Raw genomic sequence first — 25,995 nt, 5'->3', positions numbered from 1 at the left:
CCAACCTGTCGGGTGGGTCACCTCCCTCCCGGCCGAACTGCGGACCGGGAGGGGCACTCGTCACTTACTTGCCTGACTTGATCTTGGTCCAGCTACGCGTCATCAGACGCTGCACCTTGGCCGGCAGATCCGGGAAGGTGTAGATCTTGGCCAGCGTCTCGTCGCTCGGGTAGATGCCCGGATCGTTGCGGATCTTCTCGGACACCAGCGGCACGGAGGCCTTGTTGCCGCTCGGGTAGCTGACGGCGTCGGAGATCTTGGCGATCACCTCCGGCTTCATCAGGTAGTTCAGGAACACATGGGCCGCTTCCACGTTCTTGGCATCGGCCGGGATGGCCAGCATGTCGAAGAAGCTGCCAGCCCCCTCTTTCGGGATCACGTAGGTCAGGTTGACGCCGTTCTTGGCCTCGATCGCCCGTGACTTGGACTGCTGCAAGTCACCGGAGTAACCGACCGCCACGCACAGGTTGCCGTTGGCCAGATCCGAAATGTATTTGGAGGAGTGGAAGTAGGCGGTATAGGGACGGATGGAGAGGAACAGCTCCTCCGCCTTCTTCAGCTCGTCCGGCTTCTGGCTGTCCGGCTTGAAGCCCAGGTATTGCAGGGCGGCCGGCAGCATTTCGGTCGGCGAGTCGAGGAAGGAGACACCGCACTCCTTCAACTTGGCCATGTTTTCCGGTTTGAACACCAGATCCCAGGAATCCACCGGCGCCTTGTCACCCAGCACGGCTTTCACCTTCTCCGGGTTGTAGGCATAACCGATGGTGCCCCACAGGTAAGGAATGGAGTACTGGTTACCCGGGTCGCTCGGTTCGAGCGCCTTGAGCAACGAGGTATCCAGGTTTTGCCAGTTGGAGAGCTTGGACTTGTCCAGCTTCTGGAACACGCCCGCCTTGATCTGCTTGGCCAGGAAGGGGTTGGACGGCACGACGATGTCATAGCCCGAGCTGCCGGCCAGCAACTTGGCTTCCAGCACCTCGTTGCTGTCGAACACGTCGTAGACCACCTTGATGCCCGTCTCTTTCTGGAAGTCTTCCAGCGTGTTTGGCGCGATATAATCGCTCCAGTTGTAGACGTGCAACACCTTGTCCTCGGCCATCGCCCCGGTACTCATCATGACCAGTGCCACAGAGGCTGCAATCATTCCCGTTTTGAAAGACATCGTCCTTGTCTCCTAAGCAAATTGTATGCGCAAGCCAACCTGCCCGGCGCCCGCCTATCCCCGCAGCTTTGCCGCCGTCAGATCGAGACTGAGCCTGGCCAGATTGACCAATTCATCCACCTGTTCCTCGGTGATCACCAAGGGGGGCGATATGATCATGGTATCGCCGACCGCCCTCATCACCAAGCCATTGTTAAAGCAGAACTCCCGACAGGTCATACCGGCCTGCAGCCCAGCCGGGAAGCGGCTGTTGGTCTGCTTGTCCTGCACTATTTCCAGCGCGGCCACCAGGCCTTTGCCACGGGTTTCGCCCACCAGCGGATGGTCCGCCAGCTCCGCCCAGCGGCGCTGCAAATAGGGGCCGATGGTATCATGAACTCGCTTAACTATGCTTTCGTTTTGCATAAGCGTAATGTTGGCAATCGCCACGGCGCAGGCCACCGGATGACCGGAGTAGGTGAAGCCATGGTTGAACTCGCCCCCCTCTTCCACCAGCACCTTGGCGACCCTGTCCCCCACCATCACGGCCCCCATCGGCAGATAGCCGGAGGTGATCCCCTTGGCCAGGCACATGAGATCCGGCTTGATGCCGAAGCCTTCGCTGGCGAACCAGTGACCGGTGCGGCCAAAGCCGCAGATCACCTCGTCGGCGATCAGCAGGATGCCGTACTTGTCGCAGATGCGCTGGATCTCCGGCCAGTAGCTGTCGGGCGGGATGATGACGCCGCCGGCGCCCTGGATCGGCTCGCCGATGAAGGCGGCTACCTGGTCTACCCCCAGTTCCAGAATCTTCTCCTCCAGCTGACGGGCACGGGCCAGCCCGAATTCATGGGCACTCATCCCCTGCCCCTCGCCGAAGTGATAGGGCTGGTCGATGTGCACGATACCGGGGATCGGCAACCCGCCCTGGGCGTGCATCCCCTTCATGCCACCCAGGCTGGCGCCCGCCACGGTGGAGCCGTGGTAGGCGTTGTGGCGGCTGATGATCACCTGCTTGTCCGGCTGCCCCTTGCTGGCCCAGTAGTGGCGCACCATGCGCAGCACGGTATCGTTGCACTCGGAGCCCGAGCCGGTGAAGAAGACGTGGTTGAGGTGCGGCGGCGTGATCTCGGCCAGCAGGGTCGCCAGCTCGGCAGCGGGCGGGTGGCTGGTCTGGAAGAAGAGGTTGTAGTAGGGCAGTTGCTGCATCTGGCGGGTGGCAGCGTCCACCAGCTCCTGGCGGCCATAGCCCAGGTTGACGCACCACAGGCCGGCCATGCCGTCCAGAATGCGCTTGCCTTCAGAGTCTTCCAGATAGACGCCTTCGGCCCGGGTGATGATGCGGCTGCCTTTCTTGTTCAGTGCCTGAAAATCGGTAAACGGATGCAGGTGATGGCTGGCTTCCAGTTGCTGCCACTCACGGGTGGTATGCTGCATTGCTTGCTCCTCGGTTCCTTCGATTTAAGCGATGTTTGTTGGTCAGTTGATGAGGGGCGGACACTCCCCCGGTCACGGTGACGCACCGGGTGTCGTGCAGTGCCTGCGCCCCAACTGTCTCGATTCACGCGGGAGGGGCCGGCGGCCCCTCCGGGCAGGGTGATGCGCGACCGGCGCGCATCCGGGTCACACGTTCAGCAGCAGGAACTCCCGCTCCCAGCGGCTGATCACCCCGAAGTAGGTCTCATATTCCTTGCGTTTGACCGCTACGAAGGCGCGGGTAAAGCGCTCGCCCAGCATCTCCTTGATGGGGTCGCACTGCTCCAGGTGGCTCAACGCCTCCTCCAGCGAGCGGGGCAGGCTGTAGGGCAGCTCATAGGCGCTCGACTTCATCTCCGGCAGCGGTTCCAGCTTCTCCATCATGCCGAGGTAGCCGCAGGCCAGGGTGGCAGCCAGCGCCAGATAGGGGTTGGCGTCGGCGCCGGCGAAGCGGTTCTCCACCCGACGGGCACTGGCCTCGGAGAAGGGCACCCGCAGCCCGCAGGTGCGGTTCTCCACCCCCCACTGCACGTTGCGCGGCGCGCTCTCGCCAAAGGTGAGGCGGCGGTAGGAGTTGACGTTGGGGGCCAGCAGCGCGGTCACCGCCGGCGTGTATTTCTGCAGGCCGGCGATGAAGTGCATGAACAGCTCGGAGTGGCCACCGTTCTCGGTGCCGAACAGGTTGCGGCCATTTACATCTTCCAGACTCTGGTGAATGTGCATGGCGGAGCCGGGCTCGTCGCTCATCGGCTTGGCCATGAAGGTGGCGTAAATCCCGTGGCGGTGGGCCGCTTCCCGCATGGTGCGCTTGAACAGGAACACCTGATCCGCCAGATCGACAGCGTCGCCGTGCAGGAAGTTGATCTCCATCTGGGCAGCGCCGGACTCGTGGATCAGGGTGTCCACCTCCAGCTCCTGCGCCTCGCAGTAGTCGTACATGTCTTCAAAGATGGGGTCGAATTCGTTGACCGCGTCGATGCTGAACGATTGGCGGGCCGTCTCGGGGCGGCCGTTGCGCCCTACCGGCGGCACCAGCGGATAGTCGGGGTCTTCGTTGCGCTTGACCAGGTAGAATTCCAGCTCGGGGGCCACCACCGGCTTCCAGCCCTGCTTCTCGTAAAATGACAGGACCCGACGCAGCACGGAGCGCGGCGCGATGTCGATCAGCTTGCCATTGATATCGAAACAGTCGTGGATCACCTGGGCGGTCGGCTCCAGCGCCCAGGGTACGAAACGAATGGTGTTGGGATCGGGATAGAGCTGCATGTCCCGCTCCAGCGGGTCGATCATGCTGTCGTCATCCGGATACTCGCCGGTCACCGTCTGGGTGAAGATGACCTCGGGCAGCCGCATGCCCCCCTCGCGCAGAAACTTGTTGGCTGGAATGATCTTGCCTCGGGCATTGCCGGTGAAATCCGGAAACAGGCACTCCACTTCCGTGATGCGATTGCTCTCCATCCAGCCCTTGATACTGTCCATGTTAAACCCCGACTCTACGGTTGCCATTGGCAAGGGTGTCTAATATATGGAACACCCTTGTTATCAAATTGTAATCAACACCACCATAAAAGCCCGCCATCAGGGGCAATGTCAAGCGGTGGTGTTTAAAAAACTATAAATAACGGCGCATATAATGACCATCGCGGGGACAAATACTAAACACCCTGGCGTGATAACGACTCACTGCAAGCCCGGTGCCAACAAGCTTGCAGGATCCCCCATGTTCTCAGTCAGACCCTGTCTGAATCGGGTCATTTTTTTGCAAGGGCGCACAATACTTGTCCTCTTTGCTTTGCATGCCTGCATTTTTTTGGTACAAGGCCCGCCCTGATTTGCACTCTCCTGCTTGGATTTGGTGCAAATTCAGGACACAGGGCTTGGTCTGCAGGCAGACAGCCCCCATAAACAGGGATAATTGGGTTAGTAAACTGACTGGTAGTAAATCGTATGTGTGATTTCATGACTGAAGACCAACTGGCCTTTTACAAGGGACAGATCGAGCGCCAGATCCTCGAACTCGAAGATCGCCTCAACTCCCAGGCCAGCCAGGCCATCGCCACCGATACCAACGAGATGGCTGATGAAATTGACCGTGCCAGCATCGAGGAAGCCCGTCGTCTGGAGCTGAACCGCATCGAGCATGACAAGCTGCATCTGCGCAAGCTGCGTGGTGCCCTCAAGCGCATCAGCGAAGGGGATTTCGGTTACTGCGAATCCTGCGGTGACGAGATCTCCCTCAAGCGGCTGCAGGCTCGTCCCGAGTCCCGCTTCTGCGTTGAATGCCAGAGCACCAAGGAGTTCAACGATACCCACGTGTATCGTCGCGTCGCCTGACGCCTCGCTGCCTGCTCACATTCGCTCGACGAGCGTCGCCAGCGGGGCGGGCATGCAGGTGACAATGAGGACACCAGGCTGCTCACCCTGGCGGGTCACGGCTACGCAGCAAGAGAGTGACAAGTTCTGTTAGACTCCGGGCAAGCCCGGAATCTACAGGAGAGCAGAGAGTGAAATGGTTCCTCAAACTGTGCTTGTGTCTGCCGTTGCTGGCACAAGCACAGACCCTCACGGTCAAGGTTCCCAGCCGGCCGATCAACGACCTCGACAAAGAGTACCAGCTCAAGCTGCTGGAACTGGCGCTGACCCATGCCGGCCAGCCGTTTCGCATCAAGCAGGTCGAACTCAACCTCAACCAGTACAGCCTGCAGCAACAGCTGAGCAAGGGCCAAACCATCAATGTGTTCTGGATGGGCACTTCCAGCGCCCTCGAATCCTCGCTCATCGCCGTGCCGATCCCGCTGTTTCGCGGTCTGGAAGGGCTGCGGCTCTCCTTCATCCACGCCGATGCCCAGGAGAAGTTCAACCAGATCAACTCGCTGGCCGATCTCAAGCAGCTGAAGGCGGCGCAAGGGGTGGGCTGGGCCGACAATAAGATCCTCGAAAACGCCGGCATCCCCACCTATTCGGGGCGCTACAGCAACCTGTTTCGGCTGATCAACGACGGCGACAAGCTGGACTTCTTCCCGCGCAACCTGGTGGAGATCTTCGCCGAGCGCAGCGAGCTGGTGGCGCAATATCCCAATCTGGTCATCGATCAGCACCTGCTGATCCGCTACCCCTTCGCCGAGTTCTTCTTCGTCAGCCCGGAATCCCCCAAGCTGGCCAAGGCGATCCAGACCGGGCTTGAGCGGGCCTATGCCGACGGCAGCTTCATGAAATTCTTCCGGGAGAACCCCAAGATCCGCGAGGCCCTGGCCAGCGCCAATCTCGAACGGCGGGTCACCATCTCCCTGCCCAATCCCGACATGACACCGTTGCTAAAATCCATTCCGGCCCAATATTGGGAGTATCCCCCGCAGGGATAAGAGTCGGCCACCTCAACAGGGGTGGCACCCACAGCGCGCCAGGGAGGTGCCATGAAGGGAATCGAGGAGTGGTTTGAACTGTACAGCCAGAGCCACCGGCACCCGGTCAATGTGGCGATCCACAAGCTGGCAGTGCCCGGTATCTATCTCTGTGCCCTGGCCCTGCTCTGGTGCCTGCCAGCCGGGCCGCTGCCGCCGTCGCTCAACTGGGCCGCGCTGGCGGCCATCCCGGTGCTGGCCTTCTACCTGCGGCTGTCGTTTGCGCTGTTTGTGGGCATGACGGTGCTGACCGCGCTGGGGCTGGTCATTTGCCACAGCTGGCAAGGCCCCTTGCTGTGGCCGGCGCTGGCCGGGTTCGTGCTGCTCTGGATAGCCCAGTTCGTCGGTCACAAGATCGAGGGCAAGCGTCCCTCCTTCCTCGCCGACCTGCAGTTTTTGCTGATCGGCCCCGCCTGGGTGCTGGCCAGCCTCTATCGTCGTTTGGGCATTCCCTACTGAGGGAAGCCAACAGGAGAGACCATGAGACATCCTCAGATCCTTGCTCGCGCCCTGCCACTGCTGCTGGGTACACTGGTTGCCGGCCCGGCGCTGGCCGACAAGGCCGACCCGGTCGGCGAGGTGAGCACCGCCTTCAAGCTGTTTGGCCCCAACCACAAAATCCTGGTGGAAGCGTTCGACGATCCCCGCATCGACGGCGTCGCCTGCTACCTGGCGCGCCCCAAGACCGGCGGCGTCAAGGGCGGGCTCGGGCTGGCGGAAGATCCCTCCCACGCCTCCCTCTCGTGCCACCAGATCGGCCCCATCACCCTGCCCGCCAAGCTGAAAGCGGGGGAAGAGGTGTTCGACGTCAGTACCTCGCTGGTGTTCAAGGAGCAGAAAGTGGTGCGCTTTTACGATCAGAAGCGCAACGCGCTGGTTTATCTGACTTACAGCACCAAACTGGTGGATGGTTCTTACAAGAGCGCGGTCAGCGCCGTGCCCATCATGCCGTGGGGCTGAATCCCCACCATTTATCCCGTGATGACGACCAACATTTGTTGTAATTTAACTACATCATTATCTGCGGAGAGCGCACCATGAGAGTCGCCGTTTTCAGTACCAAGAGCTACGACAAAGAGCACTTCAATCAGGCCAACAGCCAGTACGGTTATGAACTGGAGTTCTTCGACGTGCGGCTGGAGGCCAAGACTGCCCGGCTGGCCCACGGCTTCCCCGTGGTGTGCCTGTTCGTCAACGACGATGCCGACCGTGAGGTGCTGACCGAGCTGGCAACTAATGGCACCAAGGTGATCGCCCTGCGCTGTGCCGGCTACAACAACGTGGATCTGGCCGCCGCCAAGGAGCTGGGGCTGAAGGTGGTGCGGGTACCCGCCTACTCCCCGGAAGCGGTCGCCGAGCACGCGGTGGGCCTGATGATGACCCTCAACCGTCGCATCCACAAAGCCTATCAGCGCACCCGTGACGCCAACTTCTCGCTGGAGGGGCTGGTCGGCTTCAACATGCACGGCCGCACCGCCGGCATCATCGGCACCGGCAAGATCGGCATAGCCACCCTGCGCATCCTCAAGGGCTTCGGCATGCGCCTGCTGGTGAGCGATCCCTATCCGAACCAGGCGGCCATCGATCTCGGCGCCGAGTACGTGGATCTCGATACCCTGTTCCGCCAGTCCGACGTCATCAGCCTGCACTGCCCGCTGTTCAAGGAGAACTACCACCTGCTGAACAAGGAGGCGTTCGCCAAGATGAAGGACGGGGTGATGATCATCAACACCAGCCGGGGCGGCCTGCTCGACTCCAACGCCGCCATCGAGGCGCTCAAGACCGCCCGCATCGGCGCGCTGGGGCTGGACGTCTACGAGGAAGAAGAAGATCTCTTCTTCGCCGACAAGTCCAACGAGGTGATCACCGATGACGTGTTCCGCCGCCTGTCGGCCTGCCACAACGTGCTGTTCACCGGTCACCAGGCCTTCCTGACCCGCGAGGCGCTGCACGCCATCGCCGACACCACCCTCAGCAACATCCGCGCCATCGACAGTCAGGGTCGCTGCGACAACGAGGTGGAGTAAACCACCGCGCAATAAGCGAGGCGCCGGGTTGTGAGACCCGGCGCCTTCGGGTAGGCTACCAGCCCTTTTTTGCTCAGGAGTCTGGCTGCCCATGTTTATCGGATTTGATTACGGTACCTCCAACTGTGCCGTCGCCGTGATGGAACAAGGCAGCCCCAGGCTGCTGAACCTGAGCGGTGCCCACTACCTTCCCTCCACCCTGCACGCGCCCCACCGGGATGCCATCGCCGGCCTGCTGGCCGAAGGGCTGGCCCCCGCCCAGCAGAGCGAGTACCTCAAGCTGCGCGGCCCCGTGGTGACCCGGGCCCAGGCGGTACGCCGCCAGATGCGCGAAGAGGGGCTGATCGACGAGCTCAGCTTCGGCGCCGCGGCGCTGGAGCGCTATCTGGAAGAGCCGGACGACGGCTACTACCTCAAGTCGCCGAAATCCTTCCTCGGCGCCTACGGCCTCAAGGCACCGCAGATCGCCCTGTTCGAAGACATCGTCTGCGCCATGATGCTGCACGTGCGGCGCGAAGCGGAGCAGCAGCTCGGTGCGCCGATCCGCCGCGCCGTGGTCGGCCGCCCGGTCAACTTCCAGGGGCTGGCGGGGGAAGAGAGCAACCGTCAGGCCATCGCCATCCTGAGCGAAGCGGCCCGCCTCGCCGGGTTCGAGCAGGTGGAGTTTCTCTATGAGCCGGTGGCGGCCGGCTTCGAATTCGAGGCCCGCCTGACCGAGGATGCGGTGGTGCTGGTGGTGGACATCGGCGGCGGCACCACCGACTGCTCGGTGCTGCGGATGGGCCCGAGCCACCGCGACCGGCTCGATCGCGACGGCGATCTGCTCGGCCACAGCGGCCAGCGCATCGGCGGCAACGACTTCGACATCCGGCTGACGGTCGAAGGCATGATGCCGCTGCTCGGCATGCACGAGACCCTCAAGACCGGCAAGCCACTGCCCCACCCGCTGTTCTGGGACGCCGCCGCCATCAACGACGTCAGCGCCCAGAGCCGCTTCTACAGCCTGGATACCGCCCGCCAGCTGCAGGATCTACAGCTCGACAGCCAGCCCGGCAGCAAGCTGGGCCGCCTCGCCAGCCTGCGCGCCCACAAGCTCAGCCACCAGCTGGTGTGGCGTGCCGAGCAGGGCAAGATCGCCCTCTCGACGCAGGAATCCAATCACCAATCGCTGAGCGAGCTGGAAAAAGGGCTGGAGGCGGAGCTGACCCGCGAACAGCTGGCCAATGCCTCTGCCCTGCTGCTGGAGAAAATTGGCGAGCTGATGGATGAAGCCATCGCCGCCGCCGGCGTGCAACCGGATCGAGTCTTCATCACCGGCGGCAGCGCCCGCTCCCCGCTGATCCAGGCCTTCATCCGCCAGAAGCTGCCCCAGGTGCCGCTGGAAGGGGGTGATGACTTCGGCTCGGTCGCCTCCGGCCTGGCCCGTTACGCCGAGCGGCTGTTTGGCAACAGTCAGCCCACCCCGATCTGACCCAAGTGCAGCCAGGCATGGGGGTTGTGTTGCCATTTAACGACACAGGCCCCACCCACAGGGCGACAGAAGCAGTCGGGGGCGCTCCCCCTCGCCCTGCCTGAGGGCGCGCACAGAGGGTATGCTTGTCACTCCCACAACCGGAGCCCTTTCATGCCCAGATTCTTGCTACTGCTGCTCGCCCTGCTTCTGCTCAGCGCCTGCAGCAGTACTCCCCGCTTCGCCTCGCAAGACCTGCAGCACCACCACTGGGTGCTCGACAAGCTGGATGGCCAGCCCGTTGCCGCGCCGCGAGACAACCCGCCCGACTTCGAGATAGGTGAGCACTTCACCGTCAACGGCATCGCCGGTTGCAACCGCTACTTCGGACAGGGCCACCTCGAGGGGAACAAGTTCTGGGTGACCAGTCTGGGCAGCACCGAGATGGCCTGTCTGGCCCCGCTCGATGCGGTGGAGCAGGCGGTGCTGACCACCCTCACCGAAGGGGCCACCCTGGACGGCACTACCCAGACCCTGATCCTGCAGGGCAAACGGCATCGTTTGGAATACACCCTGCGCGACTGGGTGCTCTAGGGCTCACAAACCGGCATCACAAACAGGAACATGTGCCCCGCCTGTGGCACAATATGAGGCAGTGCTCGCAATGGAGGCTGCCTCAGCCATGTCGATGGACCGTCTGTTTGACAAGATCAAACAACTCCCCACTATCCCGCAACTGCTGCATGAGTTGATGCAGAGCTTCAGCGATGAAAATGCCCGCATCGACGAGATTGCGGCCAAGATCGCCATGGACCAGGTGATCAGCGTCAAGGTGCTGCGAATGGCCAACTCGGCCGCCCTGCGCCGTGGCAACGAAGTCACCTCCATCGAACAGGCGGTGATCCGCCTCGGTTTCAACCGGCTACGATCTGTGGTGGTCGCCTCCGGCATCATCGGCAGCTTCAAGGCGCCTCCCAGCTTCGACAAGAACAAGTTCTGGACCGAGACCTTCCAGGTCGCCACCATCGCCAAGACCCTGGCCCAGGAGGCCAAGGTGCTCGATCCCGAGACCGCCTTCACCTGCGCCCTCATCCACAACATTGGCGAGCTGCTGATCCAGAGCACCTTGCCGGAAGAGGCGGAGCTCATCAGTCTGGCGATCCAGAAGGGAAGTAGCCGGGTCGAGGCCCAGCGCGAGATGCTGGGTTACGACTATGCCCAGCTCGGCGCCGAGCTGGCACGGCGCTGGAACCTCTCCGAGGCCTTCGTCGATGCCATCTCCCAGCAGCTGGATCCCCTCTCCCACGACCCGGTCAGCAAGGAGGCGGTGCTGATCCGCCTGGCGGTCTTCATCTCCTTCGCCTGGAACGCGGGAGTGCCGGCCCAGGCCATCATCGCCCGCTTCCCCAAGCCACTGGCCGACCAGCTGGGGCTGGATCCCAAGTCGCTCGCCGGCCAGCTCGAAACCTTGCATGAACAGGGCAACGCCCTCGCCGATCTTCTGACTCAATAAGCATCATGACCCATCCATTTCTGTTTCATCCCCAGGTGGCGCCCTGGTTCAAAGAGAGCGCCGATGCCCTGCAACTGACCCTGTTCAGCGAGCTGGATGCCCCGATCCGCGAGGTGTGGCTGCGCCATGAGCCGGACAACGAGGAGTACCTGATCCCGATGACGGCGGTCTCCACCCGCGACCGGCTGCAGGTATGGCAGGCGACCCTGCCGCTCATCAAGGGGCAGGACATTCACCTCTACTGCTTCAAGTGTCTGACCGATGAGGAGCAGTGGTGGCTGCACGGGGCCGGCGTCAGCGCCGCCATGCCGCCGCGCGAACAACATTTTCGCTTCAACAGCCTACACCAGCCACCGGCCTGGGTGCAGGATCAGGTCTTCTACCAGATCTTCCCCGATCGCTTCTGCAACGGCGACCCGTCGCTCAGCGTCAAGCATCACGAGTACGAGTACCGCGGCAAGGCGGTGATCAGCAAGGCGTGGGGCGAGCCGGTCAGCCGCCACGAAGAGGGCCACGGCGCCTGCGAATTCTACGGTGGCGACCTGGCGGGCATCGATGCCAAGCTGCACTATCTGCAATCCCTCGGGGTAACGGCGCTCTATCTCAACCCCATCTTCGATTCGCCGAGCAACCACAAGTACGACACCCAGGACTACTTCAAGGTGGATGCGCACCTCGGCACCAACGCCCAGTTTGCCGAGCTGACCCGCAACCTGCACCAGCGCGGCATGAAGATCATCCTGGATGCGGTGGTCAACCACACCTCGACCGAGCACCCCTGGTTCTGCCCGCCGCTCGGCGCCCAGAGCAACCCAGACTCACCGTGGCGCAGCTTCTACACCTTTGACAACGAGGGGGATTACGTCAGCTGGAAAGGCATCCGCAGCCTGCCCAAGCTCGACTTCTCCAGCGAACAGGTGCAGGATGCAGTCTATCGCGCCGACGACGCCATCCTGCGCTACTGGATGCGCGCCCCCTACCAGATCGACGGCTGGCGCTTCGACGTCATCCACATGCTGGGGGAGCGCGGCACAGCCGAAGGCAACCGCGGCCACGTGCGCGCCATTCGCGGCGCGGTGAAGCAGGAGAACCCGGACGCCTACGTGCTGGGCGAGCACTTCTTCGAGGCAAGCCAGTGGCTGCAGGGGGATCAGGAGGACGGCGCCATGAACTACTACGGCTTCGCCCACCCGATCCGCGCCTTCCTAGCGGGGCAGGACATCGCCTACCACCCCATCAAGATCAGCGCCGAAGAGCTGGATCGCTGGCTCAAGCTGGCGAGGGCCCACATTCCGTTCAAAAACCAGCTGGCCCAGTTCAACCTGCTGGACAGCCACGACACCGCTCGCTTCCTCCACCTGCTGGGGGAAGACAAACAGCGGATGCGGCTCGCGGCCACCCTGCTGCTCACCTACATCGGCGTGCCCTCCATCTACTACGGCGATGAAGTGGGGCTCTCTGGCGGCAACGATCCGGACTGCCGCCGCTGCTTCCCGTGGGAGACCACCGCCTGGGATCACGTGCTGCACGACCACTACCGCCGGTTGATCCAGATCCGCCGACAGCGCCCGGCTCTGCGCCGCGGCGACATCCAGACCCTCTATGCCGGCCCGCACAGCTATGTGTTTGCTCGCACCCTGCAAAGCGATCAGGTGGTGGTGGCCTGCAACCGTCACCCCAGCGAGCCGCGCACCATCAGCCTGCCCCTGTGGCAGACCGCCAGCCCCGCCAGCCGCTTCACCGACGCCTTCAACGGCGACAAGTTCGAAGTGGTGCAGGGCGAGATACAGCTCACCATCCCCGCCAACTCCGCCAGAGTACTGCTCTCCAGCTAGGCGTCAAAAAAGCGGAACCCTGTGTTCCGCTTTTTGTTAAAGCCCCCGAGATCGCATAAAGTTGTTTGAGCTGGGTTGGATTTCTCTATGAATCATCTAGTTAGTTCACTCAGAGTGGAATAAAACTGGCATCATACAAGGCCGCATCAGCCCCTTTTCGGCTAAACTGGCCCAAGGCACATAAATTGCTTGTCACTTGGCATCACTAGCGAGAATCCGTCATGTTCGACAATAAAACCCTATTGATTACCGGCGGCACTGGCTCGTTTGGCAAGATGCTGGTCAAGACAGTGCTGGAACGCTACAAGCCGAAACGGCTGATCATCTACTCCCGCGACGAGCTGAAACAGTTCGAGATGCAGCAGGTCTTCAACGCCCCCTGCATGCGCTATTTCATCGGTGACGTGCGGGATGCCAACCGGCTCACCATGGCGATGCGCGGGGTCGACTATGTGGTGCACGCGGCGGCGCTCAAGCAGGTGCCGGCTGCCGAATACAACCCCATGGAGTGCATCAAGACCAATATCCACGGGGCCGAGAACGTCATCCAGGCCGCCCTGCTCAATCAGGTCAAGAAGGTGATCGCCCTCTCCACCGACAAGGCCGCCAACCCCATCAACCTGTACGGCGCCACCAAGCTGGCCTCCGACAAATTGTTCGTCGCCGCCAACAACATCGCCGGCCAGGATCCAACCCGTTTTGCGGTAGTGCGCTACGGCAACGTGGTGGGATCGCGCGGCTCTGTGGTGCCCTTCTTCCAGAAACGAATCGATCAGGGCGCCACTACCCTGCCCATCACCCACACCGAGATGACCCGCTTCTGGATCACCCTGCAGCAGGGGGTGGACTTCGTGATGAACAACTTCCCGCGCATGAAGGGGGGGGAGATTTTTGTGCCCAAGCTGCCCTCGGTGCGCATAACCGACCTAGCTACCGCCATGGCCCCTCAGCTGGACCAGGAGATCATCGGCATCCGCCCGGGTGAAAAACTGCATGAAGTGATGTGCCCGTGTGACGACTCCTACCACACCTTCGAGTTCGACGACTTTTTCATCATCGGACCGACCATCAACTTCAACAATCGCAACAATGACTTCTCCGTCACCGCCTCAGGTGAAAAGGGAGCCATGGTGGCCCAGGGATTCGAGTACAACTCCCGTGACAACGAGGATTTCCTGACAGTTGAACAGCTGAAAGAATTGAACAGCAAGGTGGTAATGGAATGATCCCATACGGCAGACAGTCGATCAGCGAAGCGGATATCGAAGCCGTGGTCGAAGTATTGCGATCCGATTTTCTCACCCAAGGGCCCGTGGTGCCGCGCTTCGAGCAGGCAGTGGCGGATTACTGTGGTGCCCGCTTCGGGGTGGCGGTCAACTCAGGTACGGCCGCTTTGCATATCGCCTGTCTGGCACTGGGTGTCGGCCCGGGTGACTGGGTCTGGACCTCCCCCATCAGCTTTGTCGCCTCTGCCAACTGCGCTCTCTATTGCGGAGCCCAAGTCGATTTCGTCGACATCGAGCCCGATACCGGCAACCTGTGCGCCATGGAGTTGGAGCGCAAGCTGGTAGCAGCCAAGGCTCAAGGATGTCTGCCCAAGGTGGTCATCCCGGTACACTTCGCGGGCCTGCCCTGCGATATGAAAGAGATCCATCGCCTGGGACAAGAGTACGGTTTTCGGATCATCGAGGATGCCTGTCATGCCCTCGGCGCCCGCTATCACGGTGAACCCACCGGCAACTGCCGCTACAGTGACATCACCGTCTTCAGCTTCCACCCGGTGAAGATCATCACCACCGGCGAGGGCGGCATGGCGATGACCAATGACCCTGCGCTTGCCAAAACCATGAGCATGCTGCGCAGCCACGGCATCACACGGGATCCGGCCGACTTCATCAATGAGCCAGATGGCCCTTGGTACTACGAGCAGCAAATGCTGGGCTTCAACTACCGGATGACCGACATCCAGGCCGCGCTGGGGTTGAGCCAGATGGCGAGTCTAGAAAGTTGGATCGCCAAGCGGGGCGAAATTGCCCATCGTTACTTTGAAGCTTTGTCTCCTGAGCGTCTGCCCCGTTATTTCGGCGAAGAACGACGCAGCGCCTTCCACCTGTATGTACACCATGTTGCCCCCGAACAACGCAGTGACCTGTTCCAGCGACTACACGATCATGGCATCGGGGTCAACGTGCACTATATGCCAATCTACAAGCAGCCTTGGTATCAGCACAAACAGCAAACATCATTACTGCATGCCGAACAGTTCTATGCCAGTGCCATCACCTTGCCGCTCTTTCCGAGCTTGAGCTCTGCCCAGCAAGACCTCATACACGCCTATTTGTTGCCAACATTCTGATCTTGATCCGCGGAGCGCCTTATGCACATTCTGATCTACGGGACCTCGACCCAAGCACTTCATTTCTTACCGGCATTGGCATTGAACCATACGCTGCAGGGCTTTGTTGACAGTGATCCGGCCAAACAGGGCTCGCACTGGATGAACAAGCCGGTGTATCACCCCAGTCAGCTTGCGGGGCTTCAATTTGATAAAATCATTATTGCAAGCTGCTTTGTGAGCGAGATCAACCAGACTCTAGCGAGTTATGGCATCAAGCCGGGGATTCCGGTCGAAGAGTTTGACGAGATCGTCGTGCAAACCAGCCGCGAATATGAAAATGCCCTGCAAGCAGTGCGTTCCAAACGCGAGGATTCGCTGCCGAAGATCCCCTTACTACAGCACCATATCGAGGGTGCAGCCCTGTTGACCGATCGGTTGGCACTGCTCGAGAAATTACCTACCCAGGGCGTCGTAGCCGAACTTGGCGTGGCTGCTGGTGATTTCAGTCGCCAGATCGTAGATATCTGTGCTCCTGCTCAGTTACATCTGGTGGATATATGGAGTTCGGATCGCTACGGCGAAGAGTTGTACCTGAGCGTCAAAAACCATTTTCAGCAGCAACAACAGTGTGGGGAGGTAATTATTCACCGAAAACCCTCTCTGGAAGCGCTGGAGAGTTTTCCGGATCAGACCTTTGATTGGGTATATATCGATACGACACACAGTTATGAATTGACCAGAGAAGAACTCAGAGCCTGTGATCGAAAGGTAAAATCAGCCGGTATTATTGCTGGCCACGACTACATTCAGGGAAACTGGCGTTCCCAATATCGCTATGGCGTCATCGAAGCAGTGCATGAATTTTGTGTGGAATGTAACTACCGAATTATTTATCTGACGATGGACATTTCTGAATGCTTGAGTTTTGCGCTGATTAAAAACAGTGATGATGCTCTCCAATAATAAATTAAATCATGTACACTCCATGCTGCCATGGTCATGGAATAAGGAGATATAAAAGCCTCTTTCATACCTATAAAATGTAAACTATCATTTTTTCACCTGCACGCTATTGATAACTATACATAAAACTAATTATCCGCTCACAGACAGTATCGACCTGAACATTCGACAAATCAAAACACATCGGCAAACGGACAATAGAATTTGCGAAATCATCCGAACTGGGTTGCGGGTGTCTATCATACAGCCCTGAACATATGGGCTGTAATACAAAGATTGATAATTTAAAACAATCTTTATCCCGGCTAAATCGAGATATTGAGTCAATTGACTATGCTGTTGAAGGCTAGCACAGTCAGGATAAAAATATATTGGTATTATTCGTGGCATAATCAGGAATCAATGGCAATTTGATACCACATATAGGGCCTGTAAATATTGATACCCTGCTTCCAATTAGTGCCATTAATCACATCCAACAGCCCTAACTGTACATATAAATAAGCTACAATGATTTTCGGCTGTACCTATACTACGCCTTACTAAATAATGGAGATAATTGCTGAACTAAAGTTTTCAGTAGTTGAGGATTGTCTGATTTTTTATTGGATGTATAAACCGATTAACCATCACGTGATTGAATCGATAATTTTTCATTCATAGAATTGTTAGCCATATCAATCCACTTATGTCAGTTCAATAAAAAGTTTAATTGCCATATAGCCACTCTCGATGCGGTATAGGTTGATATCACATATTACTTACTTAGATAAAACTGACGTTGAATCGTCTGGCTCCAGTAACAACTTTAGCTGCGCCAAGTAGTTGGTCAGGTACCTCAACCCAATTCACATCGGAAGCCACAAACAGTTGATCACAAATATCCTCGAGGCGTGACCCCTCCCTTACGAGGATCAGATCTGCAAAAGCTCCAACCGTCATCGCAATCGGCCGAAACGGTGATCGCTTGATGAAATGAGCTACGGCTTCAAGTACGCCAAGATTCTGCAGCATACCGTCATTCGAAAAGGCACAATCGTTGAGCATGATGCAGCCATCGGGCGAGACAAGCTCCTGATATAACATCAGATCACGCAATACCCACTCATATTGATGGTTTGCATCCACATATACACACTCAAAATGTGCTCCCTCCGCCTTTAGAGACTCAAAGGCAACCTCCGTTGACGCGCGCAACATACGAATATTCGATATCGCTTTGAAGCGTTCACAGCAACTCTCATACAACGCGTCGAAAGTTGTTTGCTCGCGCATTGAGCCACCAAAATAATCGGCGAACACGTCTGGATCACTAACCCAACTTGGCAACTTGTCAAATGGACTGTAAGCTCCTAATTGTGGAAGTGGTGGTAACGCAAGCCAACTATCCACCAATGTCATGTGACTTGGCTGCATAATTTGGTACATCACCATCGCATTCTCACCACGCAAAACGCCAAGTTCAGTCAAACGTGGTTGGATACCAAGTGAAGAAAATGCCGCTGCCAAAATTTTATAAAAATCGTTCCGTGTCCAATTTATTACTTTCAATCGTATCCCCTTATTAGAGATGGCAGAAATCTTGGCCATTACATAATAAACTTGATTGCTTTGCAGTATCGATTATGATTATTAAAAATTATGACTGATTATTTTTAAAGCGATGCTACCTTTTTAGCTCACATATAACCAACTTGCCGTAAATATTGACCAACATTACATATGTTATCATTGGCAACACCAAGAGATTCTAATTGTTTAATAATCGCGGCATAGTAATCCGAAGCAACAAAAAAGAAGGAGTCAAGAATATTAACAGCACTTATATGCTGACATTTCAATGCGCCGACCTGAGTGCCATTTTTACTCCATGAATTGTCTACATAACCAGTAATTTTAATTACACTGTACTCTGGATATTTCCGACAATATTCATTAAATATTTCGTGGAAATTACAGCCTAATCCACCGGCACCAAATATATAAATAGCCCCCTTGTGCTGTAATAATCGCTGCAACAACGATATTGCTATAGGTGCAGGAAAAGCAACATCAAAAACAGCGTAAGTTGTGTGATCTATAGATTTTTTTACCATAGAAAACACCGATTCGGCAGCATGGTTTCGTTTCACATAGTCAATGGTTTTTTGAGAAACATCACACCATGTCATTGAATTCCATGACATGTAATCACTTATTAAATCATAGTATGATTGTCGGCCATAAAGCTTAGTTGTGTCCTCGCCCAGTACATCTAATACTAATCCATAACCGGCGGTAATATTTAGATCCGTCTCATGTAGCCAAGTACCTTTCATTTTTGACATTAAACTAATCGGGCCGACATCAATCAAAATAGTTGGCAACCCTAAAGACCCAAAAAGCAATGGCGTCGTTCCCATCGCAATACCAAAGTCGAACCTCCCCTCAGATATATACTGAGGCATATCAGAAAAAGGTATCTCACCGTCAAAAATGATATTGATCCCATTAATTTCCCCCATCGCACTTTCAATATACTCCTGCGCTTTGCTGTTGCCCTGCCCAACTAAATGAAGCGAGATGGAAAGTTTAGGATTTAACGCAGAGTACTGTTCTAATTCATAGGCAAATTGAACTAAGCCTGGACTTTTAAATGAATCAAAACGACCACACCATAGTATATTTAATTGAAGGCTACCCGGTTTTGATAAACACAATGAAATAATTTTTTCTGTGGGTGTATGGCATATTTTGTCGACATAAAAATTATGCTTAAAAACATAATTCATATACTGTTTAACCAGATACCCGCCCCAAAATAAACTGTGCGCCTTATCCAGTTGGACTAATAAATACTTATATTCATCCCACAAGATATTACGATAGTGAGGATTCATACACTCTTCTTGCACGAAACCAACAGAAGGCTCCCAATGCGTCCACTCTTCATGGTGCATAGTAATTGTTGTCAAGGACCAATTATGTTCCTGATTGAATAAAAATATTGAAAACAGGACATTAGGCACATTATAGGTCACTACTCTAAGAAAACCATGCCTGCTTGCGCGCAACTGAGCACCATACTGGGAAATTATCTCTCTAGCGATAGGTGTCTTCCATAATGAGTAATCCATATCTTCTGGAATATAAATAACATCAATACTATGAGTGGCTTTGTCAAAGTAGTTAGCAACGTAATCGCCTTTATTTGCTAATACCGCGACCTCCTCCCCCATAGATAGCAGGTATTCAATGACGCGAATGAAATATGTTTGAGCACCACCAAGCTCTGGATTTCTAATAAAGAATAGGTATGTATTTTTCATGTATACTCTCACTCCACATCACCCATGAGGGGCTGCATAAAAAATGCAACATATGAAATTTTCTTAACACTACTTCCAGATCATCAGTTATGCTTTAACCAAACGTTAGGCTTTTTAAAATAACAAATATCGAATCTATTTATAGACTATTTAGTTCAATCAATGCGACTCGCATGGTAAATTTGATCATAAATAGTCTCTAGTCGTTGCATGCAGCTTTTAATATTCATATTTTTTAATATATGGTCTCTAGCATTAGCGCCCAATCTTTCTGCAAGCACATGGTCTGATAAAACCCTATCCAAAAGCCTGGATATCTCGTTAATATCTTTCTCTTCATGCGCATAGCCAGTAACACCATCCACTATGCCTTCAGTCGCCCCACCACGAGCAGATGTGATAACTGGCACACCACAAGACTGTGCCTCTAACACAACGATGGGCAAGCCTTCAGCATCACCATTTTCTGCAGTAATACTTGGCAGGCATAGAACACGAGACATTGATAGCTCCTGCTGTATCTCTTCTCGACCGATTGCCCCTAAGAATTCCACCCGGATGTTATGTTTAATGGCAAAGCTTTTGAGCATTTCCTCTTGCGGTCCCGAGCCGACCACCACTAATTTCACATTTCGATACTTATCCTGAATTTCCAAAAATGCCGAGAGAAGATACTGGCATCCTTTTTTTTCCACTAGTCTCCCGACAAACAGGACTTGATTTCGCTGCGACATAGAGATATGTGATGGCTTAAACCGATCGCAATCGACACCAATATAGCTAACATTTATCCTTTCCTCAGGTATTCCAAACTCAACAGCACGGGCCTTTATTGCCTCAGAAACCGCTAAAAAATAGACATTATCTTCTTTTGCCATGGCAATTAATTTATCAGGATAAGAGGCCATAGATCTTCCACCAAGCCCATTATGCCACCATTCCTTATAGATATTTATATCATATCCATGCAATGTAATTATCAGTGGCACATCTATTTCCTTGGCTAACGGATACACCCTCAATCCATCAACAGCAAAATGCGCATGAATTAAGTTATATCCAGCCCTTCTATATGAGTCAGCTCTAGATAACAGCGCTGAATTTATATAATCATTCAACGCTCTCTGCCTTGAGAGCGCATAATGATCAGCTTCACTCTCCAATAGAGTTTCAACATTTAACCCATCAAGTGATAGTCCACTTTCCAGCTTAGCTTCACCTAACATAGTAGCAGACCAATTTTTAAGATGACGAACTTGATCTGAAATAAATGTTTCAGAATATGGTAAAAGAAGAGTTCGAAATATAATAATTTTTTGCATTATCGTGAAACCCCTAGATTATATCATTCAACTTGTCAAACGCCCAAACAGACTATTAATAAATAAGCGCTAAAATTATTTATTACTATACCCATTGGAAATTCACATACTGGCATCGTCAACAGTTGAGGGACTTGCTCTGCATATAGAATATAGGAATATCACTTTCGGATTGGCAGACCATTGCGTGATATCAACAATACGCATGGGAAACCACCACTACCTGTCCATTAAATATCTATCACTATTTTTATTCTGTATGCTTGGCTCAACGATAGCATATCGGCATACTATCTATAAACTTACGCCCTTCAACCCAGTATGGATGAACCCACTCATCATCGCGGACAACATATTCCTCTTTTGAATATATAAATGGTTGTATATTTGGGTCGACATCAAAAGAGCTTACTATTTCAACAGATGAAAATATCATCTTGTACCTGTCATAATAATCTACCCCAGGTGCACGAACATGATAATCTTGCAACGGGTCTGGTTCATCATACTCCACTGTATGCTCACGGATAATAGGAACTGGTAATATAGCCATTCCATTTGGCTTTAGTATTCTATATATTTCTGTCAAAGCCTTTATATCATTTTGAATATGCTCCAACACATGTGAAGCGAAGATAAAATCAAAACTCTCGTCACTGAATGGTAATGATTGGATATCAACCTTATAATCAACACCATTCATCATTAGATCAGCAGTTTTATACTGTCCAAAATGGGTTGAGAAATAAGTTCGCATACATAACTCTGGCGCAAAGTGCAAAGCACTCATGCTTTTCATTGTCTGTTCATCAAACCTTTGTTGCAATACGAAAAATTGGAAACGATGTCGCTCAAGACTAAAGCAATTAGGGCATTGAGCATGCAAGCGACCACGAAATATACGTAGCTCCCCATGATAGTCACACAATGGACAATGAAATTCGCTATTTCCCATTTCGGGCTCCTAACTAACAGAAAAATGTATACATACCAAATAATAATTAATATATGATGACACAACATATTCATCTTTAAAATTATAAGGATATAATTTTATTCTATTATTTAGATTGATATGTAAGGCAACGAATTAAAAAATCAAATCCAAAGTTTTTTTTATCCAGCAGACTTTTCAACCCCATAAACTTTAAATAATTAAATACACCAACTAGACCATAAAATTTACAGTATGACATATATCGTGCAGACAAACTTGATATCAATAAGCGCTGAAAAAACATTTCATTTTTTTCATTATTTGAAATTAGATTTGAATACAAACGACCGATTTCAATAAGGCTATATTGCGACGGTTTATCACCCGAGAAAAGAACCAAATCCTCCAAAACACGCTCATCCACATTGAGTCCAAACGAAGCGAACTGCTTTGCCACAATTATCTTTGCTGAATACTGCTGCCTTCTGGCATTGGCACTTGATTCTTGCTGTGAATGTGTTCGATATATCAGCAAGCATTCAGGCAACACCTTTAGTTTGGATGCATCTCTCATCGCCACCCAAAATGCATAATCGGTAGCACTAACCACACCGCAACGTTCAAAAGAAAAATCTATTTTTTTAGCGATAGCAGTTCTTGCCATAGCAACAGGATTGATAATCACATTACCCGTAAGCATATTAACTGCGATCTTATCTGGGTCTGATTCTGGAATATATTTTCCCAGTGAGTCGAAGTCGATATACCCTGCGCTAACTGCCCCTACATCAGGATGAGCATCAAGATAATCAATTTGAGATTTGAAACGATGTGACAGTGAAATATCATCAGCATCCATCCATGCAAAATACTCTGTATCCACCAACGACAATAGTGTATCACGACATTTTGCTATTCCCTGATTGTTTAGATTAGATTTAACAACCATTCGCTTATCAAGAGCGGCGAATTCTTCAATAATAGACAAGGAACTATCCGTTGAACCATCATTAAGGATGATGAAATTAAATTCATCATACGTCTGAGATAATATAGAGCAAATCGCTGCAGATATATATTTTTCTGCATTAAAAACTGGCATAAGAACAGTTAGCTTATTCATGTCAATACTGGCCTTATTATATTACGATGCAGGGCAACCCTTTGAGACTTTCATAAATTTCATCATAGAATGCAACGGATGCAATAATAACTAACGCAACATTTTTAGTAACTATGTCATTAGGGTGATATATCGGTATGCCGCAATCTGATACACTGTTGAAAAGTGATTTATCAAAGTAGCACTTGATCTCATAACCAGCAGCCTTACATATTTCATGAATCCGAACACCATATTCTCCAGCACCGTATATTCCGATCCGACCACTATATTTTTTAGCATGTAAGAGTATCTTAATTACCCATTCATCTTCTATTTTGTTCTTCATTGCATTCAAAAACTGCTTATAATTATTGATCTCTATTGTGTTTATATTAATTTTTACACTCGAGTAATTATCCAGCACGCTGTTCAAATATTCAACAACTGGAGAAAACAACGCAATAGACGCGAAGTTTTTCTTTATGAAAGATAATTCATCCCTAGGAAAGTTCTCCCAATGCTTGGCCAGTTCACCATTGATAATTGTTATAATATCTTGTGCTATCAACTGATGTTCTGTCTGCAACCACTTATGTATTTTTGCCAAACCTGAAAGCATTGGAATTATGTATTCAACAGAAACCTCTGGTTTGCATTTCAATAAAAACGATACATTGTGTAACCAGACCTCAACACGCGACAGTTGCATGCCATATTTATTTTTTGACATGGTTCCAACGCGTCTAAAATAGACAACGCCACACTGATGAGACGAATAAAACTGACTACCTGCGATAGCTAATCTAAATACAAGATCATAATCCTCACAGCCATTAACAACACGGCTATCCGTCGAGAATCCACCTATTTTTTCCAGAGCAGATTTGAGAAACATATAACTATGAATTGGAGCCAGATTATCCATCATCAAAGCGGATAAAGGATCACCGAAAGCAGGTATAATCTTTGCCGTGGCATTAGTGTCTTCATCATGCTCAACAAAGCCAATGACACTTATAACCTCAGTGCCATTATAAAAATTGGCTACCTGAGCACTGATGCATCCTGGTAATAATGTATCATCAGCATCAAGGAACTTTATAATAGTCCCACTACTATGAACTAATCCTGTATTTCTTGCAGACGACAGACCCTGGTTGGGCTGCCGAATTAATTTAATAAGAAAAGAATATTTATCCTGAGTAATCTGTACCGGTTGCGCGGAACCATCATCAACCACAATGACTTCTATATCTTGATAATCCTGCTTGTCAATAGATTCAAGTGCCCGGTTTAAATACTCTTCTTGCTGATAGCATGGAATTACTATTGATACGCGCATACTTGAACCCTTATGATAACTACTACTGCTTTCTAAAAATCACATCAACATGTATAGAGCCATTTTCTGAAATTGCTTCTACACATACAAGATCTCTTATTAAATCACATATATTCACTCTCTCCCTCTTATTCCAGACATATAGACTTCCGTTTTCTATACAAAAATTCCATTGATGCATTCCGTTATACTTCTCATGCTCAGCCTCATTAGCTGAATGCTGAATATATATATAGCCACCAGGTCTAGTAACTTCTATCATATTCATGATACATCTTATCGGGTCATAGCTATGATCCAATGTATTTCTAGCATATGTAATATCAAATGAATTCTTAGCAAAGCTATCCAGTATATGTTCTGTTTCACATAGTTCTGTTAGTATCGGAGGAGGAGATGGATAGCTAAATTTATGATATTCGTCTGCTAACGCATCTATCGCCGTTATTTTTATTCTTTTATTAGTATGCTTCTTTCCTAAGATGGTGAGTGGCCCAGCGCCACAATCTAGGATAGTAATATCAGTTCCATCACAAGAACTGACAAGATCATGTAGCGTCCCACGCAGAGGAAGATCAGGATCTAGTCTGTCAAGAAAATCCCGTGGCCACAATCCCCCGCACTCTCTTACCCATGAAGACCAAAATTGCACTTCAGATAAAACCCCTTTCGCCCACTCTTTTTTTTTCATTTCCGCCCCATTTCTGTACCATGAACTAAATAATTACTGATTTATAAGTTGTCACAGCATTTATTTCCATTGTGATTTCATCTCTATAAGGGATTGAAGCAATTATTACTGCATCAACGCCTTCTACTTTTACAAGATGAGGCTTTATCTCTATCCCCATAAACTCACCACCCACATTTTTATCAACAATATATATTATTGAGTATTCATTCATGTTATTTATTATTTCATAGCACAGGCGCCGCCCTCTCTGGCCAGCCCCCCAAACGGCGATACATGCCCCATTAGGGAATATTTTTTTAAGGCGAGACAAAATATCCATATCATCTTGGTCAAGATATGCCTGCAGTGGCTCACCTGCATACTCAGTCTCAGCACGACTTGCTAGATAACTATCTTTAAAAGGGTGAGCACAATATGTGTGCCAAGGCTTTTCCTGACCACAAAAATGCACGAGGATGGGTACGAGCATGTCTTTTTGTACAAGGTGATTAGGTTGGGCATTCCACTTCTCATCGAGATAAAGAACCTTATTCTGCAAAATAATGTTTAAGGCATCCTGATCATTATGCTCAAAACCATTATTATCAATGAGCAGATCCAACGCCTGCTGACTGATATTATTCCCCCGCCATTTGCTAAGGTCCATCAAAATGAAGCCTGCATTGAAATATCTACCAGATAATATCCCTCGCTCCTGCTGCTTCTTTTTATCCCCCCCCAAAATATGATCAGATACTACGGCAGCAACGGAGCCCCCCATATCTACCGACCAAAGTGGGCTGATATCCCCCACCGCAATCATGTCTGCATCAATGAACAAGACCTTCTCAACATTATGCAAGACTTCAGGTATGGCAAATCTATAATAAGTGACCTCATTCAATCGATTATTGTAGAGGCTACTGATAGGTATTTTTTTATAATCAGGTATATTTTCATGAAATATAACATTCAAATCATTGTAAACTAGTGACGATAATTTAGATATATTTTCTTTATTAAGTCGACCTAAAATGTGGCATTTTAGCTGAAAGTCGTGCTTAAGATGTATCCCTAGACTATGGATCAAAGCAGCTAAATGAATAGCAAAACCATTATCAATGCAGAAGGCAACATGGATCGTTTTTTTCATTTGGTTACCTG

At 52.3% G+C, this 25,995-nt stretch carries 23 protein-coding genes; 12 read left to right on the top strand and 11 right to left on the bottom strand.

Annotation, left to right across the window (positions count from 1 at the left end):
- Positions 1–64: 64 nt before the first annotated feature.
- From QLG02_RS08590 to QLG02_RS08580, 3 genes are all read right to left on the bottom strand, one after another.
- On the bottom strand, positions 65–1,162 hold the full coding sequence (locus tag QLG02_RS08590) for a polyamine ABC transporter substrate-binding protein (protein ID WP_016352333.1): 1,098 nt from the start codon (positions 1,160–1,162) through the stop codon (positions 65–67).
- 54 nt (positions 1,163–1,216) lie between these two features.
- Positions 1,217–2,578, bottom strand: coding sequence for an aspartate aminotransferase family protein (locus QLG02_RS08585; RefSeq protein ID WP_042067130.1), 1,362 nt, complete (start codon positions 2,576–2,578; stop codon positions 1,217–1,219).
- Between the two features lie 186 nt (positions 2,579–2,764).
- The gene (locus tag QLG02_RS08580) at positions 2,765–4,096 is read right to left on the bottom strand and encodes a glutamine synthetase family protein (RefSeq protein WP_011707799.1); all 1,332 of its coding nucleotides are present in this window, start codon (positions 4,094–4,096) and stop codon (positions 2,765–2,767) included.
- A 468-nt stretch (positions 4,097–4,564) separates the two neighbouring features.
- Here QLG02_RS08580 and QLG02_RS08575 point away from each other — a divergent pair, with 468 nt between their 5' ends.
- From QLG02_RS08575 to QLG02_RS08520, 12 genes are all read left to right on the top strand, one after another.
- A complete protein-coding gene (locus QLG02_RS08575) occupies positions 4,565–4,951 on the top strand; it encodes a TraR/DksA C4-type zinc finger protein (protein WP_010635769.1) in 387 nt (128 codons plus the stop codon).
- Between the two features lie 170 nt (positions 4,952–5,121).
- Complete coding sequence (locus QLG02_RS08570) at positions 5,122–5,979, top strand: hypothetical protein (RefSeq protein WP_017409742.1); 858 nt, start codon at positions 5,122–5,124, stop codon at positions 5,977–5,979.
- Between the two features lie 51 nt (positions 5,980–6,030).
- Positions 6,031–6,477, top strand: coding sequence for an Mpo1-like protein (locus QLG02_RS08565; protein ID WP_282464987.1), 447 nt, complete (start codon positions 6,031–6,033; stop codon positions 6,475–6,477).
- Positions 6,478–6,498: 21 nt separating this feature from the next.
- A complete protein-coding gene (locus QLG02_RS08560; RefSeq protein WP_282464986.1) occupies positions 6,499–6,978 on the top strand; it encodes a CreA family protein in 480 nt (159 codons plus the stop codon).
- A gap of 77 nt (positions 6,979–7,055) precedes the next feature.
- Positions 7,056–8,045: a 2-hydroxyacid dehydrogenase gene (locus QLG02_RS08555; RefSeq protein WP_024945568.1), complete on the top strand. Its 990-nt coding sequence runs from the start codon at positions 7,056–7,058 to the stop codon at positions 8,043–8,045.
- 91 nt (positions 8,046–8,136) lie between these two features.
- Entirely contained in the window at positions 8,137–9,516 is a 1,380-nt protein-coding gene (gene yegD, locus QLG02_RS08550; RefSeq protein ID WP_282464985.1) for a molecular chaperone, read from the top strand.
- A gap of 153 nt (positions 9,517–9,669) precedes the next feature.
- Positions 9,670–10,089 carry an META domain-containing protein gene (locus tag QLG02_RS08545; RefSeq protein WP_016352339.1) on the top strand — a complete coding sequence of 140 codons (420 nt, stop codon included), beginning with the start codon at positions 9,670–9,672 and terminating at the stop codon, positions 10,087–10,089.
- Between the two features lie 70 nt (positions 10,090–10,159).
- Positions 10,160–11,008 (top strand): HDOD domain-containing protein, encoded by an 849-nt coding sequence (locus QLG02_RS08540; protein ID WP_017409738.1) that lies wholly within the window; start codon positions 10,160–10,162, stop codon positions 11,006–11,008.
- Between the two features lie 5 nt (positions 11,009–11,013).
- The gene (gene malZ, locus QLG02_RS08535) at positions 11,014–12,843 is read left to right on the top strand and encodes a maltodextrin glucosidase (protein WP_045788795.1); all 1,830 of its coding nucleotides are present in this window, start codon (positions 11,014–11,016) and stop codon (positions 12,841–12,843) included.
- Between the two features lie 221 nt (positions 12,844–13,064).
- Positions 13,065–14,069 carry a UDP-N-acetylglucosamine 4,6-dehydratase (inverting) gene (pseB, locus tag QLG02_RS08530; protein ID WP_024945564.1) on the top strand — a complete coding sequence of 335 codons (1,005 nt, stop codon included), beginning with the start codon at positions 13,065–13,067 and terminating at the stop codon, positions 14,067–14,069.
- Positions 14,066–15,199 (top strand): UDP-4-amino-4,6-dideoxy-N-acetyl-beta-L-altrosamine transaminase, encoded by a 1,134-nt coding sequence (gene pseC / locus QLG02_RS08525; RefSeq protein WP_282464984.1) that lies wholly within the window; start codon positions 14,066–14,068, stop codon positions 15,197–15,199. The genes pseB and pseC overlap by 4 nt, the downstream gene beginning before the upstream one ends.
- A 21-nt stretch (positions 15,200–15,220) precedes the next feature.
- Positions 15,221–16,144 carry a class I SAM-dependent methyltransferase gene (locus tag QLG02_RS08520; RefSeq protein ID WP_282464983.1) on the top strand — a complete coding sequence of 308 codons (924 nt, stop codon included), beginning with the start codon at positions 15,221–15,223 and terminating at the stop codon, positions 16,142–16,144.
- A gap of 765 nt (positions 16,145–16,909) precedes the next feature.
- On the opposite strand, the gene QLG02_RS08515 is transcribed toward QLG02_RS08520, so the two are convergent.
- The 8 genes from QLG02_RS08515 to QLG02_RS08480 all read right to left on the bottom strand — a co-directional run bounded on the left by QLG02_RS08515 (position 16,910) and on the right by QLG02_RS08480 (position 25,984).
- Complete coding sequence (locus QLG02_RS08515) at positions 16,910–17,734, bottom strand: class I SAM-dependent methyltransferase (protein WP_282464982.1); 825 nt, start codon at positions 17,732–17,734, stop codon at positions 16,910–16,912.
- An 89-nt stretch (positions 17,735–17,823) separates the two neighbouring features.
- Positions 17,824–19,452: a hypothetical protein gene (locus tag QLG02_RS08510; protein ID WP_282464981.1), complete on the bottom strand. Its 1,629-nt coding sequence runs from the start codon at positions 19,450–19,452 to the stop codon at positions 17,824–17,826.
- Positions 19,453–19,607: 155 nt separating this feature from the next.
- The gene (locus QLG02_RS08505; RefSeq protein ID WP_282464980.1) at positions 19,608–20,774 is read right to left on the bottom strand and encodes a glycosyltransferase; all 1,167 of its coding nucleotides are present in this window, start codon (positions 20,772–20,774) and stop codon (positions 19,608–19,610) included.
- A 268-nt stretch (positions 20,775–21,042) separates the two neighbouring features.
- Positions 21,043–21,729 carry a class I SAM-dependent methyltransferase gene (locus QLG02_RS08500; protein ID WP_282464979.1) on the bottom strand — a complete coding sequence of 229 codons (687 nt, stop codon included), beginning with the start codon at positions 21,727–21,729 and terminating at the stop codon, positions 21,043–21,045.
- 106 nt (positions 21,730–21,835) lie between these two features.
- Positions 21,836–22,834 (bottom strand): glycosyltransferase family A protein, encoded by a 999-nt coding sequence (locus QLG02_RS08495; protein WP_282464978.1) that lies wholly within the window; start codon positions 22,832–22,834, stop codon positions 21,836–21,838.
- 16 nt (positions 22,835–22,850) lie between these two features.
- Entirely contained in the window at positions 22,851–24,158 is a 1,308-nt protein-coding gene (locus QLG02_RS08490; RefSeq protein ID WP_282464977.1) for a glycosyltransferase, read from the bottom strand.
- 22 nt (positions 24,159–24,180) lie between these two features.
- A complete protein-coding gene (locus QLG02_RS08485; protein ID WP_282464976.1) occupies positions 24,181–24,849 on the bottom strand; it encodes a methyltransferase domain-containing protein in 669 nt (222 codons plus the stop codon).
- A 25-nt stretch (positions 24,850–24,874) separates the two neighbouring features.
- On the bottom strand, positions 24,875–25,984 hold the full coding sequence (locus QLG02_RS08480; protein WP_282464975.1) for a glycosyltransferase: 1,110 nt from the start codon (positions 25,982–25,984) through the stop codon (positions 24,875–24,877).
- Positions 25,985–25,995 lie beyond the last annotated feature (11 nt).

It is taken from the genome of Aeromonas sp. V90_14 (genome assembly GCF_029967615.1).
GTDB classification, from domain to species: domain Bacteria; phylum Pseudomonadota; class Gammaproteobacteria; order Enterobacterales; family Aeromonadaceae; genus Aeromonas; species Aeromonas hydrophila.
Note: the sequence above shows the minus strand (reverse complement) of the source record. Positions and strands in the feature narration are given on the sequence as shown.

Excerpts from the sequence above, each read along its gene's own strand:
- QLG02_RS08580 (WP_011707799.1), bottom strand. The coding sequence starts at position 4,096 with ATGGACAGTATCAAGGGCTGGATGGAGAGCAATCGCATCACGGAAGTG.
- QLG02_RS08575 (WP_010635769.1), top strand. The coding sequence starts at position 4,565 with ATGTGTGATTTCATGACTGAAGACCAACTGGCCTTTTACAAGGGACAG.
- QLG02_RS08520 (WP_282464983.1), top strand. The coding sequence starts at position 15,221 with ATGCACATTCTGATCTACGGGACCTCGACCCAAGCACTTCATTTCTTA.
- QLG02_RS08510 (WP_282464981.1), bottom strand. The coding sequence starts at position 19,452 with ATGAAAAATACATACCTATTCTTTATTAGAAATCCAGAGCTTGGTGGT.
- QLG02_RS08555 (WP_024945568.1), top strand. The coding sequence starts at position 7,056 with ATGAGAGTCGCCGTTTTCAGTACCAAGAGCTACGACAAAGAGCACTTC.
- malZ (WP_045788795.1), top strand. The coding sequence starts at position 11,014 with ATGACCCATCCATTTCTGTTTCATCCCCAGGTGGCGCCCTGGTTCAAA.
- QLG02_RS08545 (WP_016352339.1), top strand. The coding sequence starts at position 9,670 with ATGCCCAGATTCTTGCTACTGCTGCTCGCCCTGCTTCTGCTCAGCGCC.
- QLG02_RS08515 (WP_282464982.1), bottom strand. The coding sequence starts at position 17,734 with ATGGCCAAGATTTCTGCCATCTCTAATAAGGGGATACGATTGAAAGTA.
- QLG02_RS08485 (WP_282464976.1), bottom strand. The coding sequence starts at position 24,849 with ATGAAAAAAAAAGAGTGGGCGAAAGGGGTTTTATCTGAAGTGCAATTT.
- pseC (WP_282464984.1), top strand. The coding sequence starts at position 14,066 with ATGATCCCATACGGCAGACAGTCGATCAGCGAAGCGGATATCGAAGCC.
- yegD (WP_282464985.1), top strand. The coding sequence starts at position 8,137 with ATGTTTATCGGATTTGATTACGGTACCTCCAACTGTGCCGTCGCCGTG.
- QLG02_RS08560 (WP_282464986.1), top strand. The coding sequence starts at position 6,499 with ATGAGACATCCTCAGATCCTTGCTCGCGCCCTGCCACTGCTGCTGGGT.
- pseB (WP_024945564.1), top strand. The coding sequence starts at position 13,065 with ATGTTCGACAATAAAACCCTATTGATTACCGGCGGCACTGGCTCGTTT.
- QLG02_RS08490 (WP_282464977.1), bottom strand. The coding sequence starts at position 24,158 with ATGCGCGTATCAATAGTAATTCCATGCTATCAGCAAGAAGAGTATTTA.
- QLG02_RS08495 (WP_282464978.1), bottom strand. The coding sequence starts at position 22,834 with ATGAATAAGCTAACTGTTCTTATGCCAGTTTTTAATGCAGAAAAATAT.
- QLG02_RS08505 (WP_282464980.1), bottom strand. The coding sequence starts at position 20,774 with ATGCAAAAAATTATTATATTTCGAACTCTTCTTTTACCATATTCTGAA.
- QLG02_RS08540 (WP_017409738.1), top strand. The coding sequence starts at position 10,160 with ATGGAGGCTGCCTCAGCCATGTCGATGGACCGTCTGTTTGACAAGATC.
- QLG02_RS08480 (WP_282464975.1), bottom strand. The coding sequence starts at position 25,984 with ATGAAAAAAACGATCCATGTTGCCTTCTGCATTGATAATGGTTTTGCT.
- QLG02_RS08585 (WP_042067130.1), bottom strand. The coding sequence starts at position 2,578 with ATGCAGCATACCACCCGTGAGTGGCAGCAACTGGAAGCCAGCCATCAC.
- QLG02_RS08500 (WP_282464979.1), bottom strand. The coding sequence starts at position 21,729 with ATGGGAAATAGCGAATTTCATTGTCCATTGTGTGACTATCATGGGGAG.
- QLG02_RS08590 (WP_016352333.1), bottom strand. The coding sequence starts at position 1,162 with ATGTCTTTCAAAACGGGAATGATTGCAGCCTCTGTGGCACTGGTCATG.
- QLG02_RS08565 (WP_282464987.1), top strand. The coding sequence starts at position 6,031 with ATGAAGGGAATCGAGGAGTGGTTTGAACTGTACAGCCAGAGCCACCGG.